16 protein-coding genes are annotated in these 17,261 nt (G+C 49.8%); 6 read left to right on the top strand and 10 right to left on the bottom strand.

Annotated elements, in window-relative coordinates:
- From ubiB to udp, 5 genes are all read right to left on the bottom strand, one after another.
- Positions 1-1,638, bottom strand: coding sequence for a ubiquinone biosynthesis regulatory protein kinase UbiB (gene ubiB / locus IBT46_RS23115; RefSeq protein ID WP_200547562.1), 1,638 nt, complete (start codon positions 1,636-1,638; stop codon positions 1-3).
- Positions 1,635-2,240 carry an SCP2 domain-containing protein gene (locus IBT46_RS23110; RefSeq protein ID WP_200547561.1) on the bottom strand — a complete coding sequence of 202 codons (606 nt, stop codon included), beginning with the start codon at positions 2,238-2,240 and terminating at the stop codon, positions 1,635-1,637. The genes ubiB and IBT46_RS23110 overlap by 4 nt, the downstream gene beginning before the upstream one ends.
- Positions 2,241-2,252: 12 nt before the next feature.
- On the bottom strand, positions 2,253-3,008 hold the full coding sequence (gene ubiE, locus IBT46_RS23105) for a bifunctional demethylmenaquinone methyltransferase/2-methoxy-6-polyprenyl-1,4-benzoquinol methylase UbiE (RefSeq protein WP_105595172.1): 756 nt from the start codon (positions 3,006-3,008) through the stop codon (positions 2,253-2,255).
- Positions 3,009-3,082: 74 nt separating this feature from the next.
- A complete protein-coding gene (gene rmuC / locus IBT46_RS23100) occupies positions 3,083-4,630 on the bottom strand; it encodes a DNA recombination protein RmuC (RefSeq protein WP_200547560.1) in 1,548 nt (515 codons plus the stop codon).
- A gap of 192 nt (positions 4,631-4,822) precedes the next feature.
- The gene (udp, locus tag IBT46_RS23095) at positions 4,823-5,584 is read right to left on the bottom strand and encodes a uridine phosphorylase (RefSeq protein WP_200547559.1); all 762 of its coding nucleotides are present in this window, start codon (positions 5,582-5,584) and stop codon (positions 4,823-4,825) included.
- Between the two features lie 288 nt (positions 5,585-5,872).
- On the opposite strand from udp, the gene IBT46_RS23090 reads away from it, so the two are divergent.
- On the top strand, positions 5,873-6,709 hold the full coding sequence (locus tag IBT46_RS23090) for a dienelactone hydrolase family protein (protein ID WP_200547558.1): 837 nt from the start codon (positions 5,873-5,875) through the stop codon (positions 6,707-6,709).
- 49 nt (positions 6,710-6,758) lie between these two features.
- On the opposite strand, the gene metE is transcribed toward IBT46_RS23090, so the two are convergent.
- The gene (metE, locus tag IBT46_RS23085; RefSeq protein WP_200547557.1) at positions 6,759-9,041 is read right to left on the bottom strand and encodes a 5-methyltetrahydropteroyltriglutamate--homocysteine S-methyltransferase; all 2,283 of its coding nucleotides are present in this window, start codon (positions 9,039-9,041) and stop codon (positions 6,759-6,761) included.
- Between the two features lie 122 nt (positions 9,042-9,163).
- Here metE and metR point away from each other — a divergent pair, with 122 nt between their 5' ends.
- From metR to glpT, 4 genes are all read left to right on the top strand, one after another.
- Positions 9,164-10,105: an HTH-type transcriptional regulator MetR gene (gene metR / locus IBT46_RS23080; protein ID WP_200547556.1), complete on the top strand. Its 942-nt coding sequence runs from the start codon at positions 9,164-9,166 to the stop codon at positions 10,103-10,105.
- Between the two features lie 97 nt (positions 10,106-10,202).
- Positions 10,203-10,673: a DUF1456 family protein gene (locus IBT46_RS23075; RefSeq protein WP_105595166.1), complete on the top strand. Its 471-nt coding sequence runs from the start codon at positions 10,203-10,205 to the stop codon at positions 10,671-10,673.
- 135 nt (positions 10,674-10,808) lie between these two features.
- Positions 10,809-10,997, top strand: a complete 189-nt coding sequence (locus IBT46_RS23070) for a hypothetical protein (RefSeq protein ID WP_200547555.1) — start codon at positions 10,809-10,811, stop codon at positions 10,995-10,997.
- A 439-nt stretch (positions 10,998-11,436) separates the two neighbouring features.
- Positions 11,437-12,783 carry a glycerol-3-phosphate transporter gene (glpT, locus tag IBT46_RS23065; RefSeq protein ID WP_200547554.1) on the top strand — a complete coding sequence of 449 codons (1,347 nt, stop codon included), beginning with the start codon at positions 11,437-11,439 and terminating at the stop codon, positions 12,781-12,783.
- A 52-nt stretch (positions 12,784-12,835) separates the two neighbouring features.
- On the opposite strand, the gene IBT46_RS23060 is transcribed toward glpT, so the two are convergent.
- Positions 12,836-13,291: a hypothetical protein gene (locus IBT46_RS23060; RefSeq protein WP_200547553.1), complete on the bottom strand. Its 456-nt coding sequence runs from the start codon at positions 13,289-13,291 to the stop codon at positions 12,836-12,838.
- Between the two features lie 13 nt (positions 13,292-13,304).
- Complete coding sequence (locus IBT46_RS23055) at positions 13,305-14,087, bottom strand: helix-turn-helix domain-containing protein (RefSeq protein WP_200547552.1); 783 nt, start codon at positions 14,085-14,087, stop codon at positions 13,305-13,307.
- A 344-nt stretch (positions 14,088-14,431) separates the two neighbouring features.
- Between IBT46_RS23055 and IBT46_RS23050 the strand changes: the two genes are divergently transcribed.
- Positions 14,432-14,827 (top strand): hypothetical protein, encoded by a 396-nt coding sequence (locus IBT46_RS23050; RefSeq protein WP_200547551.1) that lies wholly within the window; start codon positions 14,432-14,434, stop codon positions 14,825-14,827.
- 542 nt (positions 14,828-15,369) lie between these two features.
- Here the strand turns inward: IBT46_RS23050 and yigL are convergent.
- Together yigL and pldB are read right to left on the bottom strand one after the other, a co-directional pair.
- Positions 15,370-16,170 (bottom strand): sugar/pyridoxal phosphate phosphatase YigL, encoded by an 801-nt coding sequence (yigL, locus tag IBT46_RS23045; protein WP_200547550.1) that lies wholly within the window; start codon positions 16,168-16,170, stop codon positions 15,370-15,372.
- Positions 16,171-16,239: 69 nt separating this feature from the next.
- A complete protein-coding gene (gene pldB, locus IBT46_RS23040; protein ID WP_200547549.1) occupies positions 16,240-17,232 on the bottom strand; it encodes a lysophospholipase L2 in 993 nt (330 codons plus the stop codon).
- Positions 17,233-17,261 lie beyond the last annotated feature (29 nt).

Here is a 17,261-nt window from a genome sequence, read left to right as displayed (position 1 = left end):
TCATTTTGTTCTGCGCCAGCCAAGAAGCCAGGCGACGATACCACCCGCAATCGATCCGGCTGAAAGCAGATCCCAGTCTGGGCGAAATAGCAGAATCGCCGTACCGCTCAGCAGCAGAGTAGCACCGACACCGAACAGATAGCGCGACTGGTGCTGCTTCGCTTTTTCATCCTTGAGCTCGCTGACCAGACGATCGACGCTGTGCTGCAAATGCTTATGCTGGCGCAAGCTGTCGTAAAACAGTTCCGGCAGTTCCGGCAGTTTTTCTGCCCAGAATGGCGCTTTTTCTTTCAATGCCCGGACAATAGCTGGAATACCGATTTGATCTTTGATCCAGTCTTCCAGGAACGGCTTCGCCGTTTTCCACAGATCCAGCTGTGGATAAAGCTGCCTGCCTACCCCTTCAACATACAGCAGCGTTTTCTGCAGTAATACCAGCTGAGGCTGAACTTCCATATTAAAACGGCGCGCGGTATTAAACAGGTTCATCAACACATGGCCAAATGAGATTTCCGCAAGAGGTTTCTCAAAAATGGGTTCACAAACCGTACGAATGGCAAACTCAAAATCTTCAACATTGGTATCAGGTGGAACCCAGCCTGAATCAACGTGCAATTCTGCCACCTTGCGATAGTCGCGGTTGAAGAACGCGATAAAGTTCTCGGCCAGATATCGTTTATCTTCCTTGTTGAGTGAGCCCACAATGCCGCAGTCGATGCCGATATACTGTGGGTCCTCAGGATGCTCGTAGCTGACAAAAATATTCCCCGGGTGCATATCCGCATGGAAAAAACTGTCGCGGAATACCTGGGTGAAGAACACCTGCACACCGCGTTCAGCAAGCAGCTTCATATTGATGCCGTGCTGCTCCAGCGCTACCACATCCGAAATAGGGATGCCGTAGATGCGCTCCATAACCAGCATCGTCTCACTGCAATAGTCTGAGTAGATCTCAGGAACATACAGCATATTGCTGCCGTCGAAGTTACGACGCAGCTGAATGGCATTCGCTGCTTCACGCAGCAGGTTTAGCTCATCAAGCAGCGTTTTCTCATAGTCGGCGACCACTTCCTGCGGTCGTAAACGACGGCCATCCGGCAGCAAACGTGGAACCCAGCGCGCCATACGCTTAATCAGCTTCATATCCGCTTTAATAACCGGCAGGATATCGGGGCGAATCACCTTGATAACGATCGCTTTACCATTCTCTTTAAGCGTCGCCGTATGCACCTGAGCAATGGATGCTGATGCCAGTGGGGTGATATCAAAATCATCAAACTGACTGGAAATTGGTGCGCCTAACGACTGCTCGATCAGCTTCAGAGCTTTAGCTCCGTCAAACGGCGCAACGCGATCCTGCAACATCGCCAGCTGATCGGCTATCTGTCGGGGGAACAGATCGCGCCGCGTAGACATCATCTGCCCAAACTTAATCCATACCGGGCCGAGCTGCTCCAGCGCCAGGCGAAGACGCTCGCCCAACGGCAAATTCTTATGGCGATTCGGGAGCCAAAACAGGCATTTTCGCCATAGCCGCAGCGGCAGGGTAATGCGCATCTTCGGGATTAGTTCATCTAAGCCATAAGTAAGAAACACGCGAATGATCAAATACAGGCGGCGTAACTCTCCGAAACTCATTTAGCCTCCCGTTTGCGCAGGCGTGCTTCCAGCGCTTCGAAAGAGGCCGAAAGCGCGTCAACTTCTTCAGCAAACCATGCCAGCTCGAGCGCACCCGGGGCAACTCGCCACTCTTCGGTCAGCGTTTGCGCCAGATAGCTTTGTTTACGCTGCACATCACGGCGAACGGCCTGAAAACCACGGCGGGCAAACTGCGAAATCCCCTGAGCGGCGATATCGCCAATCCACGGGGCGAGGTACTCTGCCGGGTCCAGCTCGGCCAGATCCATCAGCGCAGAAAACTGCTGAACCAGCTGCAGATCGCCTTCAACTTCCAGTTCTCCGCTGCGGATGAGCGCAGTCAGCTGCTGACGATCGCGAAGCTTCGGCAACGTAGCCAGGCGAGTTTTCACCGTGCAATCGGGCTTATCAGCCCAGTCACCTATCACATCGACCTGACGATCGCTGAAGATAAAGGTCACGGACTGCTTCAGTTCAGCCAGTTCTATAGCAAGGCTTCTACCACTCAGGCGTTGACGCGCCGCTTTCAGGCCACGATCGCGATACAGAATCTGGTTAAGCGCGGTCTCCAGACTGGCAGTTAACAACGGCGTTAAAGTCATTCGCTTTCCCGATCAGAACTTAAATCCGCGGTGCAAGGCAACGATGCCGCCCGTGAGATTGTGATACGTGGTGTTTTCGAAGCCGACATCCATCATCATCTGCTTAAGCGTTTCCTGGTCGGGATGCATGCGGATGGATTCTGCCAGATAGCGATAGCTGCCGGCATCTTTCGCCACCATTTCACCGATGCGCGGTAAAATGTGGAAAGAGTAGGCATCATAAGCTTTGCTCAGCGGCTCCAACACCGGTTTGGAAAACTCCAGGACCAGCAGGCGTCCACCCGGCTTAAGGACGCGGAACATTGATGCCAGTGCCTTCTCTTTTTCCGTCACATTACGCAGGCCAAAAGCGATGGTAATACAGTCAAAATAGTTGTCCGGGAACGGCAGGGCTTCTGCATTGGCCTGAACATAATTAACGTTACCAATAATGCCTTTATTGCGCAGCTTTTCGCGGCCGACTTTCAGCATTGAGCTGTTGATATCGGCCAGCACGACCTCGCCCGTTTCGCCAACCAGACGAGAAAACTTCGCCGTCAGATCGCCTGTACCGCCAGCTAAATCCAGCACGCGCTGCCCGCGGCGCACGCCGCTGCTGTCAATGGTAAAACGCTTCCAGATGCGGTGAATACCGAATGACATCAGATCATTCATCAGATCGTATTTGGCCGCAACGGAGTGGAAAACATCAGCAACCATGTCGGCTTTGTCGCTTTTCGCAACGGTGCGGTAACCGAAGTGGGTAGTGTCCTTTGATTCATCTGCCATTTGTTTTGCCTGCTCTACAATCAAATATTTGCCAAGTGTACCAGAGTCAGGCAGGCCAGGCACATGCCGCTCGCTTATTCATTGATTTGACGCTGCCCGCGCGTAGCGTAAACATCTGGATCGCCAGCTTCAACCCGCAGTTCCTGATTGTCGTCCTGCTCCGTATTTTCATCATCGCCCTCAGATACCGCCTGCCCGGCCAGGAGGGGGTTAATGGGGCGCTTCACCTCCACTCCCATCTGACGGAATCCTTCCGTTTGCGCAATCAGATTGCCCCGCCCTTCTGACAGTTTTTTCATCGCCTGGCGGTAACTGTCCTGAGCCTTGTCAAGGTTCTGCCCGATACTGGTCATGTCATCAACAAACAGCCGCATTTTGTCATACAGCCGCCCGGCACGGTCGGCGATGCGTTGGGCGTGGCGGCTCTGGTGTTCATAACGCCACAGATTGTTAATCGTCCGCAAGGCAACCAGCAGCGTGGTCGGACTGACCAGCATAATGTTCTGGTTCAGGGCTTCACTAATCAACTCTGGCTGGCGGTCGATTGCCAGTAAAAAGGCCGGTTCAATCGGGATAAACATCAACACATAATCCAGCGAGCGTAAACCCGGCAATTGTTGATAATCTTTTCGGCTGAGTAAGCGAAGATGGCCGCGGATCGCCGCAATATGCTCGCTGATAGCGGCTTCACGCTGCAGCTCATCTTCACTGTTGAAGTAACGCTCGTAGGCCACCAGCGTCATTTTGGCATCAATCACTACGTCTTTACCCTGGGGCAGACGCACAATGACGTCCGGCTGCATGCGGCCATTCTGCTCCAGTTGGATGTTCACCTGAGTTTCATACTCATGCCCTTCCCGCAATCCTGATGCCTCCAACACGCGGCTCAGCACCACCTCTCCCCAGTTACCCTGGGTTTTATTGTCACCCTTCAGCGCCTTCGTCAGGTTGAGCGCCTCCTGCGCCATACGAGCATTGAGCTGCTGCAGGTTACGTATCTCATGGGAAAGCGTATGGCGCTCGCGCGCTTCCTGGCCAAAACCTTCCTGCACCTGGCGGCGAAATCCTTCCAACTGTTCACGCAGCGGGGTTATCAGGCCATGCAGGCTCTGACGATTCTGCTCATCCACGCGGCGTCCGCTATTTTCAAAGATGCGATTGGCCAGGTTTTCAAACTGCGAGTTAAGCCGCTGCTCGCTGTTGACCAGCAGCCGTTGTTTTTCTTCCGCGGCCATCCGCGTTTCTTCCAGACGGATGGTAACTTCACGCAGTTCAGCTTCCTGCGCGCTGTTAATCTCCAGCTGCGTGCGCAGTTCACGTGATAGCTGTTCCGCTTCTCCCCTCCAGTGATCGAACTGATGCAGTTTTTCCTGCGCGGCGGCGAGATTACCGTGCAGCTGTCGTAACTCCTGCTCATTCTGTCTTTGCATCACAGCCTGCTGCTCCAGCTGCTGCTGCAGGCGCTGACGTTCTGTCTGACTCTGCTCCGCGGCTTGTACCAGCAGCTGCCGCTCGGTTTCCTGCTTAGCAAATCGCTGCTGACCGAGAAACCAGGCAAATATCCACCCTGCCAGCATTCCCGCCAGACCAATGACGGCGGCGTAACTGATTGTTGCATCCACTCTGCTTCCCCTCTCATCAACGACAACAGGGGAAAAATAGAGGCACACTGTATGAATGTCCAGATAAAAAGCGCGAGGAAGAAGGATGTATGGCGATTTAAATGCGAACTGGGTAACGGCTCGAAAAAGCGTGGGTTTTGTTGCAGGAATTTCATGGCTGCGGCAGGTGCCGCAGCCCAATTATTTTGACGATTAGAGCAGGCGGCGAGCAGCCTCAACAACGATTTTCACCGCATCGCTTTCGGTCCGCTTCATGGTTTCCGCGTCAGGAATTTCCTGCTGGGTACGGTTGACGATCACACCGGCAACCATACCGGCCCGCAGTCCCTGGCTGGCACACATGGTCAGCAACGTAGCCGATTCCATTTCATAGTTCAGCACGCCCATCTGCTGCCACTCTTTCATTGAGCCCTGGAAGCGGCTGACAACACGTCCGGAATAGGTATCGTAACGCTCCTGACCCGGGTAGAAGGTGTCGGAAGAGGCGGTTACGCCGATATGCGTTGTGGCTCCGGCAGCTTCCGCTGCGGCAACCAACGCGATGGTGCAGGCAAAGTCAGCGACGGCCGGATATTCCAGCGGAGCAAAATGCAGGCTGGCACCATCAAGACGCACGGAAGCCGTCGTCACCAGCACATCCCCTACATTGATATTGGGCTGAATCGCGCCGGTGGTTCCCACTCGCAGGAACGTGCGCACACCTAACTGCGCCAGCTCTTCCACGGCAATTGAGGTGGATGGGCCGCCAATTCCGGTCGAACAGACGATCACCGGCTTGCCGGAGAGCTCTGCACGCCAAGTAGTGAATTCACGGTGTGAAGCCAGATGGACCGGGTTATCCATCAGAGCCGCAATTTTCTTCACGCGCTCAGGGTCACCGGGCACGATCGCCAGCGTGGCACCCTGAAGATCGGCCTTCGTTAAGCCAAGGTGGAAAACATCAGATTGTGCCATTTCAAACTCCTGTCACCAAAATCGGGGGATAGTTAACTGAACGCTACTGTAAGTAAACACGGCGCACATTTATGTGATAAAAATCGCTTATCCAAATGAAAATTACATCAATCAAAATAAAAAGTGCGATCAAAATCACACATAAATGTTCTGTTGCCTTTTTTTGCTACAACCCATCCCGTAGATCGGGTTTATCTGATGATAAAGAGATAGCCCGTACCCAGCGAGGGTGCCAGAATTTCCTGGCTATAGTTAGCCCATCGCCTTAGTTCATGCATGGAGAGGACAATGAAAACCGAAGATAACACGACTCAAAAATTGAGCAATAATAGCTTCGCACCTGCAGTCCAGCCTGTCGCGGCAACCACCATTATTACCGATGATGCAGAGATTCTTTCTGGGGAAACGTCGATCCCCACTCAGGGTGAAAATATGCCCGCTTTCCACGCCAGGCCACGCAATGTGGCAGGACCTTTACCTGTAGTACTGGTGGTGCAGGAGATCTTCGGCGTTCATGAACATATTCGCGATATTTGCCGCCGTCTGGCCCGTGAAGGCTATCTGGCCGTCGCCCCTGAACTGTACTTCCGTCAGGGCGATGCCGCTGACTATAACGACATCCCAACGCTATTGAAGGAGCTGGTCAGTAAAGTGCCGGACAGTCAGGTTTTGGCCGATCTTGACCACGTGGCGAACTGGGCTTTGCGCCATGAGGGTGATATGCGCAATATGGCCATCACCGGTTTTTGCTGGGGCGGCCGCATCACCTGGCTTTACGCCGCGCACAATCCGCAGCTGAAAGCGGCCGTAGCATGGTATGGCAAGCTGGTCGGTGAAAAGACCATGAAGCAGCAGAAACAGCCGGTGGACGTTGCTGTCGATCTTAACGCACCGGTATTAGGGCTTTATGGCGCGAAAGATGACGGTATTCCGCTAGATACGGTCGATACCATGCGCCAGGCGCTGCGAGCGGCGAATGCGCACGCGGAAATCATTGTCTATCCGGATGCCGGTCACGCATTTAACGCCGACTATCGCCCAAGCTATCACGCAGAGTCCGCCACCGACGGCTGGCAGCGCATGCTGGCGTGGTTTGCCCAACATGGCGTAGTAGCAAAAGCATAAAAAAGGGGGGGGGCGCTCAGCGCCCCAACCGATTACAACACGACTCAATTCACACAGATAATGACGCTTTTGCCGCACGCAGATTCTGCGCCGCTGTTACCATGTTGGCCAACGCCTGGCGGGTTTCAGTCCAGCCGCGGGTTTTCAGACCACAGTCCGGGTTTACCCAAAGACGTTCGGTTGGAATTCGCTCTGCGGCTTTCAGTAGCAGGGCTTCCATCCACTCTACGCTCGGTACATTTGGCGAGTGGATGTCGTAAACGCCCGGGCCAATCTCATTGGGATAGTCAAACTCTTCAAAAGACTCCAGCAGTTCCATATCGGAACGTGAGGTCTCGATGGTAATGACATCCGCATCCAGCGCCGCGATCGCATCCATAATGTCATTGAACTCGCAGTAGCACATATGGGTGTGGATCTGCGTGTCATCCTTCGCCACGGCGGCATTCAGGCGGAACGCGTCCACCGCCCATGTGAGATAAGCTGCCCAGTCTGATTTGTGCAGCGGCAGACCTTCACGCAGGGCCGGTTCATCAATCTGAATGATGCCGATACCTGCTTTTTCCAGATCGACAACTTCATCACGCAGCGCCAGCGCAATTTGCTTAGCAATGGTTTCACGTGAAACATCTTCACGCGGGAATGACCAACAGAGGATCGTCACCGGGCCGGTCAGCATGCCTTTTACCGGTTTGTCCGTCAGCGACTGGGCATACTTCGCCCACTCTACGGTGATCGCCTGCGGGCGGCTGACGTCGCCGATGATAACCGGTGGTTTAACGCAGCGTGAACCGTAACTCTGTACCCAGCCGTTCTGCGTGAAGACAAAACCGTCAAGGTTTTCTCCAAAGTATTCCACCATGTCGTTACGTTCGGCTTCCCCGTGGACCAGCACATCAAGACCCAGGCGCTCCTGCTCGACGATGGCCTGCTTGATGTGTTCGGCAATGCCGGTGCGATAGTGGGAACCGTCCAGACGCCCCTGCTTAAAGTCCAGACGCAGACCGCGAATTTCGGTAGTTTGCGGGAATGAGCCAATGGTAGTGGTTGGCCATGCCGGCAGCTGGAAACGCTTTCTCTGGGCTTCGGCACGAACCTGATAGCTATTCTGACGCTGGCTGTCTTTTGCCGTAATTGACGCGAGACGCTGAGCCACCGCAGCGTTGTGCACTCGGGTGGATGTCTTACGAGCACGGACTGGGGCGCTCCAGGCCTCCAGTGAGGCGGCATCATCGTTGTTCAGTGCATTGCTCAGTAGTGACAGTTCGGTACATTTTTGCAGTGCGAAAGCGAACCAGCTTTTCACCTCTTCATCCAGGCGCGTTTCCACACTCAAATCGATCGGGCTGTGCAGCAGCGAGCAGGAAGTGCCAATCCACAGCTGTTTGCGTTGAGCGACCAGCGGCCGCAGTCGCTCAAACCAGTTGCTGAGATCGGCACGCCAGACGTTACGTCCGTTAATCACCCCGACCGACAGCAGCCAGTTCGCCGGCACGTTGTTATTCAACAGGGTGATGTCATCTTTGCCATGAACCAGATCCACGTGCAGGCCCTGAACAGGCAGTGCGATAATGGTCTCCAGGTTCTGACCAATACTGTCGAAATAGGTGGTTAGCAGCAGCTTAGCGCGTCCCTGCAGTGCATCATAAGCCGGTTTGAACGCCGTCAGCCATTCAGCAGGCAGCTCAAGAGCCAGGGCAGGCTCATCAATCTGCACCCACTCAATATCACGTTTCGCCAGCTCGGCAAGGACCTGTTGATAGACCGGAAGAATGTCTCTCAGCAGCGTCAGGCGATCGAACGGTTCGCCCTTCACTTTCCCCAGCCACAGGTAGGTTACCGGGCCAAGCAGTACGGGTTTGACCTTATGCCCAAGGGCCAGCGCTTCATCAACCTCATCCAGCAGCTGGGTCCAGGTCAGTTTGAACTGTTGGCCGCGTACAAACTCCGGCACCATATAGTGATAGTTGGTGTTAAACCATTTGGTCATTTCTGCGGCTGCCGCGGGTTCACCGGTCGGCGCGCGACCCCGTCCAAGACGGAACAGGGTATCAAGGTCAACAGAACCCTCTTTATTTCGGTGGCGGGCAGGTACGTTGCCCAACAGCAGGCTGGTCGTCAGTACGTGATCGTACCAGGCAAAGTCACCAACCGGCAGCAGGTCGACACCGGCATCTTTCTGCTGTTGCCAGTGACGGGTGCGTAATTCGCGGCCGGTTGCCAGCAGCTCTTCCTGCGTGCTATTGCCCGCCCAGTAACTTTCCTGTGCTTTTTTTAGTTCGCGGCGCAGGCCGACGCGGGGAAATCCAAGTGTATGGTTCTGAATAGTCATGATGCGCTTCCTGTTAATTTAGGTGTTATCATTTGGACGTCCAGATGTTTACACTGCTATAATCCGCAGGTACTGTATTATCTACAAGCGCAATATGTTCACTGTCGATGTGAAGGACTCTCATGATCGAACTTAAACACCTCCGAACGCTGCAGGCTCTGCGAAATTCAGGTTCGCTGGCCGCCGCTGCCGCCCAGCTTCATCAAACGCAGTCAGCGTTATCCCATCAGTTCAGCGATCTGGAACAGCGGCTGGGTTTCCGTCTGTTCGTGCGGAAAAGTCAGCCGCTACGCTTTACGCCACAGGGAGAGGTTTTACTGCAGCTGGCCGAGCAGGTGTTGCCACAGATTCAACAAGCATTACAGGCCTGCCATGAGCCACACCAGACCACGTTGCGCATCGCTATTGAGTGCCACAGCTGTATTCAGTGGCTGACGCCGGCACTGAACAATTTCCGTAAGAGCTGGCCGCAGGTGGTGATGGATTTTAAATCGGGCGTGACGTTTGACCCACAGCCTGCACTTCAGCAGGGCGAACTGGATATCGTACTCACCTCTGATATTCTGCCGCGCAGCGGCTTGTTCTATACGCCAATGTTCGATTTCGAGGTCAGATTGGTCATGGCACCCGACCATCCTCTGGCCAAAGTGAACCGTATTTCTCCGGAAGACTTAGCCAGTGAAGTGCTGTTGATTTACCCGGTACAGCGTCAGCGTCTTGATATCTGGCGTCATTTTCTACAGCCCGCTGGCGTCAGCCCGGCTCTGAAAAGCGTGGATAACACATTACTGTTAATTCAGATGGTCTCCGCGCAGATGGGCATTGCGGCTCTGCCACACTGGGTGGTGGAAAGTTTTGAGCAACAGGGACTGGTGGCTACCAGGGCGCTGGGCGAAGGTCTGTGGAGCAGGCTTTACGCGGCTGTACGCGATGGGGAGCAGCGTCAACCGGTGGTTGAAGCATTTATCCGTTCAGCCCGGCAGCACGCCTGCGATCATTTACCTCGGGTGCGGGATGCCTCTCTCCCGGGAACGCCGTTACCAATATCGCTGACTCATCCCTGATCCAACTCATCAGTGAAGACCGGCGGTTTTTCCTGTCTAACCGCTCAATTGGCTCTATAATGCGCTCACTGCAATAGTTTCAATGAAGAGAGTGTTTATGACGAATAATGATGTCCTGCGCAGCGTGCGTTACATGCTGGATTTAAGCGATGCGAAAGTAGTAAGCATTCTGGCGCTGGCAGAGAGCGAAGTGGCTGAAGCCGAAGTGCACAGCTTCCTGAAAAAAGAAGATGAGCCAGGCTATCGCCTCTGCCCGGATGTCGTTATGGGCTATTTCCTTAACGGTCTGATTTTCGAACGCCGCGGGAAAAGTGAAGATGCGCCGGTGCCTTCGATTGAACGTAAGATGACAAACAATATCATCATGAAAAAGCTTCGCGTCGCTTTCGATTTAAAAACCACCGATATTATTGAGCTGCTGAAAAGCGCCGATTTTGCGGTGGGGCAATCAGAAATTGGGGCAATCTTCCGCAAGCCGGGACATAAAAATTATCGCGAGTGCGGCGATCAAATCCTTCGCAACTTCCTCAAAGGTCTGGCAATGAAGATTCGCCCGGCTAAAAAGTAAATATTCATCTCTATTTCAAATAATTAACGCCTTAACCGGGCGTTAGTTTATGAAAATCATCAAATTACAATACCTGCCCCCTTACTTGAAACTCTAGCATCAGTTGAGTTCTTCAATCAAAAAGGGGGCTATATCATGCAGGTATTGTCAGAAATAGAGTTAGATCAGGTTAGCGGTGGCCGGGATAATATGAATATCACCACCGTTATTAACAATGACAACCCCATCAACGTAATTAATATTGCCGGTGATGGTTTAGTTATCAATTTTGATGATAGCGGTATGAGCATTATAAACGGTGAAATGACCACCAACTATTTTTAATCAATAAATTCAGTAGATTACACGTCATTTATTAAGATTGAAATAACAGCAGATGTTCTCCCTATCTACGCCAGTATCACTGCTCATATTCTCGCCTCTTTAAATCCTGCTTTTTTTCATGGATATAACATTACTTAGATAAAATTTTTTCCAATTAGAACGTAAACGTCCAAAATGCGGACTTCTGAGCGTTAAACGGCCTCATAAGTGTGACTTAAATCACAAATTATAGTTCGCATACGAAAATATCACCTCATTTAATGGTGCAGATATAGCCATTTCGTCATAAAAATGTAACATTCGCGCACTTATTCACAGCTGTTACCTTCGAATATCGCCATGCTGCTTTCGAAATAGAACATTTACCGTTACCGGGGAAACTGTTTGTATTTCATCTCAGCCGGGCGGGGATATCGTTACCTGAGCCATGGGGGCCGTAATGTTAAGTATTTTTAAACCCGCAGCACATCAGCCACGCGTTGATGCCAGCCGCGTCGATCCGCTGTACCGCAAACTGCGCTGGCAGATCTTTCTGGGGATCTTCTTCGGCTACGCCGCCTATTATCTGGTGCGTAAAAACTTCGCGCTGGCGATGCCTTATCTCGTTGAGCAGGGCTTCTCACGCGGAGATTTAGGATTTGCACTGTCAGGTATTTCTATTGCCTACGGTTTTTCAAAATTCATAATGGGCTCGGTTTCAGACCGCTCAAACCCTCGTGTATTCCTGCCTGCCGGACTGATTCTTGCCGCAGCGGTGATGCTGTTTATGGGTTTTGTCCCCTGGGCAACTTCCAGCATCATGGTCATGTTCGTCCTGCTGTTTCTGTGCGGCTGGTTCCAGGGGATGGGATGGCCACCGTGCGGCCGTACCATGGTTCACTGGTGGTCACAGAAAGAGCGCGGTGGCATCGTTTCCGTATGGAACTGCGCACATAACGTCGGTGGCGGTATCCCTCCGCTACTGTTCTTGTTAGGTATGGCCTGGTTTAACGACTGGAAAGCCGCACTGTACATGCCGGCATTTGGTGCCATTCTGATCGCAATTATCGCCTTTGCGCTGATGCGCGATACACCACAGTCCTGTGGCCTGCCTCCAATTGAGGAGTATAAAAGCGACTATCCACCGGACTATGATGAAAAACATGAAACAGAGCTGACTGCGAAACAGATTTTCACCCAGTACATTCTGCCGAACAAACTGCTGTGGTATATCGCACTGGCGAACGTGTTTATTTATCTGCTGCGCTACGGTGTGCTCGACTGGTCACCAACCTATCTGAAAGAAGTTAAGCACTTCACGCTGGATAAATCTTCGTGGGCTTATTTCTTCTATGAATATGCAGGTATTCCGGGCACGCTGCTGTGTGGCTGGATGTCAGATAAGGTGTTCAAGGGCAACCGTGGAGCTACCGGCGTCTTCTTTATGACTCTCGTGACCATTGCGACCATTGTGTACTGGATGAACCCGGCGGGTAATCCTGGCGTCGATATGGCCTGTATGATGGTGATTGGCTTCCTGATTTATGGCCCGGTCATGCTGATCGGCCTGCACGCTTTGGAACTGGCACCGAAAAAGGCTGCGGGCACTGCCGCTGGATTTACCGGCCTGTTTGGTTATCTTGGTGGCTCTGTTGCCGCCAGCGCGATCGTCGGCTACACCGTCGACTATTTCGGCTGGGATGGCGGCTTTATGGTTATGATCGGCGGATGTGTTCTGGCCGTAATCCTTCTTGCCATGACCATGATGAGCGAAAAGAAGCATAAGCAGCAGATGAATGCTAAATAATTAAAAGATGGGTAGCGGGATAGCTTTTAAAAAACCGCTACTCATTTTCCGTTCATTCCGATGTACATATCAGCAATGCATGCTTATCAGAAGAAACAAGATATCTTCGACGATCCAACTTACTTATTTTTATCATGATTTTTTCATCCCTAAGCTGTGGTAGAAGTTTATTTATCACCGTGTTTTTTTTCCGCAGATGTAAATCATAATATCTCCCTTCTTTTTCATAATCGAAATCAAGAATATCGTTGATGGTTTGATCTTTCCCCAGACACCTCAACTTCCCTGAAAGCAACAGATACCCTTCGCCATTACCGTTTATTGCCATAAACAGGTTGAGCAAGTTTCTGCTACCACACTGATTAACAAGAGGTTCCATATCTAACTGTGCCCTGCAACTAAAGTCTTGCCTCTTATTCATGTTGCCAAACCAGAGAATACACAGTAAGAGAACCACCACCACCACCACCACCACCCAGCCAGGATAACGTTGCCTGATTAAAGACATTAGTTTATTTCTCTCATTTGAGCAGACCGTAATTAACGCATTCTCCTCCGCGGCTATTATCGCAGTAGGCTAAAATTTCTCTACCTGTGGAGCTTTCATTTACGCTAGCCTCCCGCCCGGAAAAATAAAATATATCCGCTTTACGACCACAGTTTATTTTGTATTTAACAACATAGTTTTTTACCACTGAAAAATCATCCGCTGTTTTTCTTTTAACTCCGGAGTTCTCCAACAAATACACATTACAATTATTTATTTTAAAAGAATAATCACCTCGCACTAAAAAATGAAAAAACAGCAAAGGCGAGATTAATAAAACAAGTAACAAAACAGTTAAAAGACTCACATTTCCCTTTTTGATAAATAAGAAAATAAAATTTATTTTTTTATTTAAGCTATCATCATTGATTAAGCTATTCGCTAACTGCCTATTTCCCCCCAGAAAAATCTCACCTTCATCGTTATCATCTGACATAATCTCGACGTCCGCACTAAGCATGAAGCCATGCCGGGGAATAGTAATGATCACGTCAGAGAACCCAAGATTAGACAAAGCTCTCCTCAATATTGACATGTAGTTATTTAAATTATTACCAGAGGATGACAAACCTTTTTTAGTCCAAAGATCATTCAGAATATGCTCTCTGCTTAATGGATTGTTATTGTTCTCCACCATCAGGCAGAGCAATTCATTAGCAATCCGACTAAGCGTTAACATATCTACACTACCGTCAATCAAATACAACGTTCCATCATAGGAATTGTATTTTAAAGTCCCATTTATTAAGTAATTCACAACGCCACCTAATCATCCAGAATAATTGCCATCCTGAAAACCACAAGATAGCAACCTATCTACCATCTTAAATTTTAAGACAAAACACATTTTAATCATAAACGCGCTATTGGTTTCTGTTAAAAGATACCAACATAAACCCAACAAAACACAGAGCATTAAACTAATAAATTAATTAATAGCAAAATAAAAACCTATAAAAAAATAAAAAGACAATATATATTGTTATTAATCCTTCCAGAATAATAAAATAAATCTAACGAAATGATGTATTAAAAATAAAAAAAACCTAAAGGAAAACTTTAGGTGATATTCCAGACTTGTAAAAAAGAGAAATGTAAAAAATGAACAACATAGAACCAAAATCAGTAAAGTATGAAAATGAAAAACTCCTGTTAAAAGATAAGTATTTAATGATTAAAGATAGCAATATTATAGCTAAGGTTAGTAAAAACCAAAGAATACTCATTCTGTGCTTGATGAATGAAATTATCGAAAAAGAAAAAATCATTCAAAATGTTTGGGGAAGAAACACATCCATGTCAAAAGAGAAGAATTATAATCAACTGGTTTTCCAAACCAGGGCTCTCCTGTCTAAACAAGGATTTCCCAACGATCTGATTATGACAATCCACAGATATGGATTGTGCTTTAACAAATTTTTTTTGAATTCAAACAAAACACCGAATACCAATAGCATGGAAGATAAATACATAACAACTTCAGACATGCAGTTTTAACAGTTAATTTAAATTTACATCAGTATAAATACAGATGATTAATCGGGTCACCATAATAATTTCATAAACAAAGCATGATGAATACAGCTTAGTGGCCCAAAATCAAACCATCCATAATGATTTGATTCGATAATTATTACAGCAAGGATAGTCGTTGAAAAGCTTAAAAAACATCACTACTAAAATTCACATAAAAAAACCATGCTATAAAAGCATAAATAATAAATATAACACTATAATCTAAAAAAAAGATGGAAATAGAATTATATCCCTCAAAATTCAATGCGCTATGAAGATTGTTTGTGGAGAGAGCGTTTCATAATCGACTCATAATGAAATGAAAAAGACCCCAACTTACCAATTAAAAACACACTGACACATTTAAACGAAATTAACCCCCCCCCCAAAACCCAACGTCATAAATTAACTATTTTTGATGAAAAACATTTATTTTAGACATAAAAAAACCAGGAGAAAATGTATTATCCTGGTTATGGGTTCGCAACGCTGATCGAGCGGGTAAAAATTATAACTAAGAGTGACTACACACCAAACAAGGTACGCAGCGTTTTCGATACGGCCTGTTCGGCATTAGAACCAATGACCTCCAGTTCCGGCAACAAATCCTTCAGGCGCTGATGCGCATTCTCCATGATATATCCTTTACCCGCCATGCTCAGCATCTCTTTATCATTCATCCCATCACCAAACGCGATGCACTCTTTCAGAGAAGAACCGAGAGACTGCGATACGGTATCCAGCGCATGGCCTTTAGAAACGCCACCGGCCATCACCTCAAGACATGTTGGCAGCGAAAAACAGACGTTAACCCGATCGCCCCACCGTGCGATCAGCGCCAGCTCCAGCGGAACCAATAGCTCAGGATCATTACAGGTGAAAAAGACTTTGCTGATACCGTCTGTCGGCAGGTCGCCGGGATGGTAAATCTGATAGTTGAAATCAGATTCTTTGAAAAAATCCATTTCATCGGGACGATGGCGATTCAAAAACCACTCTTCATCGCGATAAATGTTGGTATAGATGTCAGGATTGCTGTGCTGCATTGCAAACAATTCGCGCGCAATGTCTTCATCGAGATTATGGCTGAAAACCAGTTCACCGGCAGTATTATGTACACGTGCGCCATTAGAGGTGATCATAAAGGCGTCGATGCCCAGGCTATCACGCATCTGCGCGACATCAATGTAGTGTCGACCGGTAGCAAAAATAAAGTGGACCCCTTTGCGAACCAGCAGCTGCAGAGTTTCGCGAGCAAAAGGGGAAAGCGTGTGATCGGGAGATAACAGCGTGCCATCCAGATCTGAAGCAACAATACGGTACATAAAACCTCTGGTTAATATCATTTGGCGGGCAGGGCCCATCAGGTAACATAAACTTTGCGCAGCGGGTAATCAGGGATGGCGAGCGAAAAACGCCATAATCGTTTCCAGTGCCTCAGCCCGCATACTGTCTTTCTCAAACAGTATTTCATGGCGGGCACCTGCGATAATCCTGGGAGCTCCCCCTTCACAGGGCTGTCCGGCGGCAACCATTGCCTGGCAAAAAATATTCTGTGCTTTGTTATCCACGACCCTGTCTTCTTCTGCCTGTAGCAGCAGCAGCGGTGTTGAGATGCGGGATGCCTGCTGCAGGATCATCTTACCCGCCATCACCCCCTCCCTCACCCAATGATAGGTAGGTCCGCCGACACGAAGCCCGGGATCGTCAGCGTAAAAGCGCAGATTGCGCCGATAGCGCTCGCGGCTGTGGGTCAGATGATTGAGGCCAAACGGTCGCGGACGCCATTTTCCTGTACCAATAGCGTAGCCTTCGCTGACTGCCGGGCGTTTTTCCGTCCAGTCCAGAATTCGATGGGCCATCCACTGCGGCATCGGCAGCGTGATGCCAAACATCGGCGCGGTTAATGCAGCGGCATCGAATGCCGCAGGCTGACGCGCCAGCATCAACGTGAGGATTGCACCGCCCATCGAATGCGCCAGGGCATAGCGATGACGATAATGACGAGCGACGATCTCTTTTAAATAAAGCGTTTCCAGATCGTCGACATAATCCTCAAAGGCCGCCACGTGGCCACGATGCGAATCCTGCAACAAACGCCCCGATCGTCCCTGCCCACGATGATCGACAACGATCACATCATAGCCGCAGTGAAACAGATCGTAAGCCAGCTCAGGATATTTGACATAACTTTCGATTCGACCGGGACAGAGCAAAATAACCTTGTCATGTTGCGAAGAGATGAAGCGGGCATAGCGGATGGGCACGTTGCCAACACCGGCGAATTCATCTTCTTCGCGCTGCTGCCAAAAGCTCAGCAAAGGGCCCGTTGCAAAGGCCGCAAAAGACTGTTCACGGGTCAACCAGCCTGATTTACCAAGATCCATCAGACTTTTTCCAGAAAGATGTTTTACCA

It is taken from the genome of Erwinia sp. S38, from assembly GCF_016624545.1.
In the GTDB taxonomy this organism is placed as follows: Bacteria; Pseudomonadota; Gammaproteobacteria; order Enterobacterales; family Enterobacteriaceae; genus Erwinia; species Erwinia coffeiphila.
Note: the sequence above shows the minus strand (reverse complement) of the source record. Positions and strands in the feature narration are given on the sequence as shown.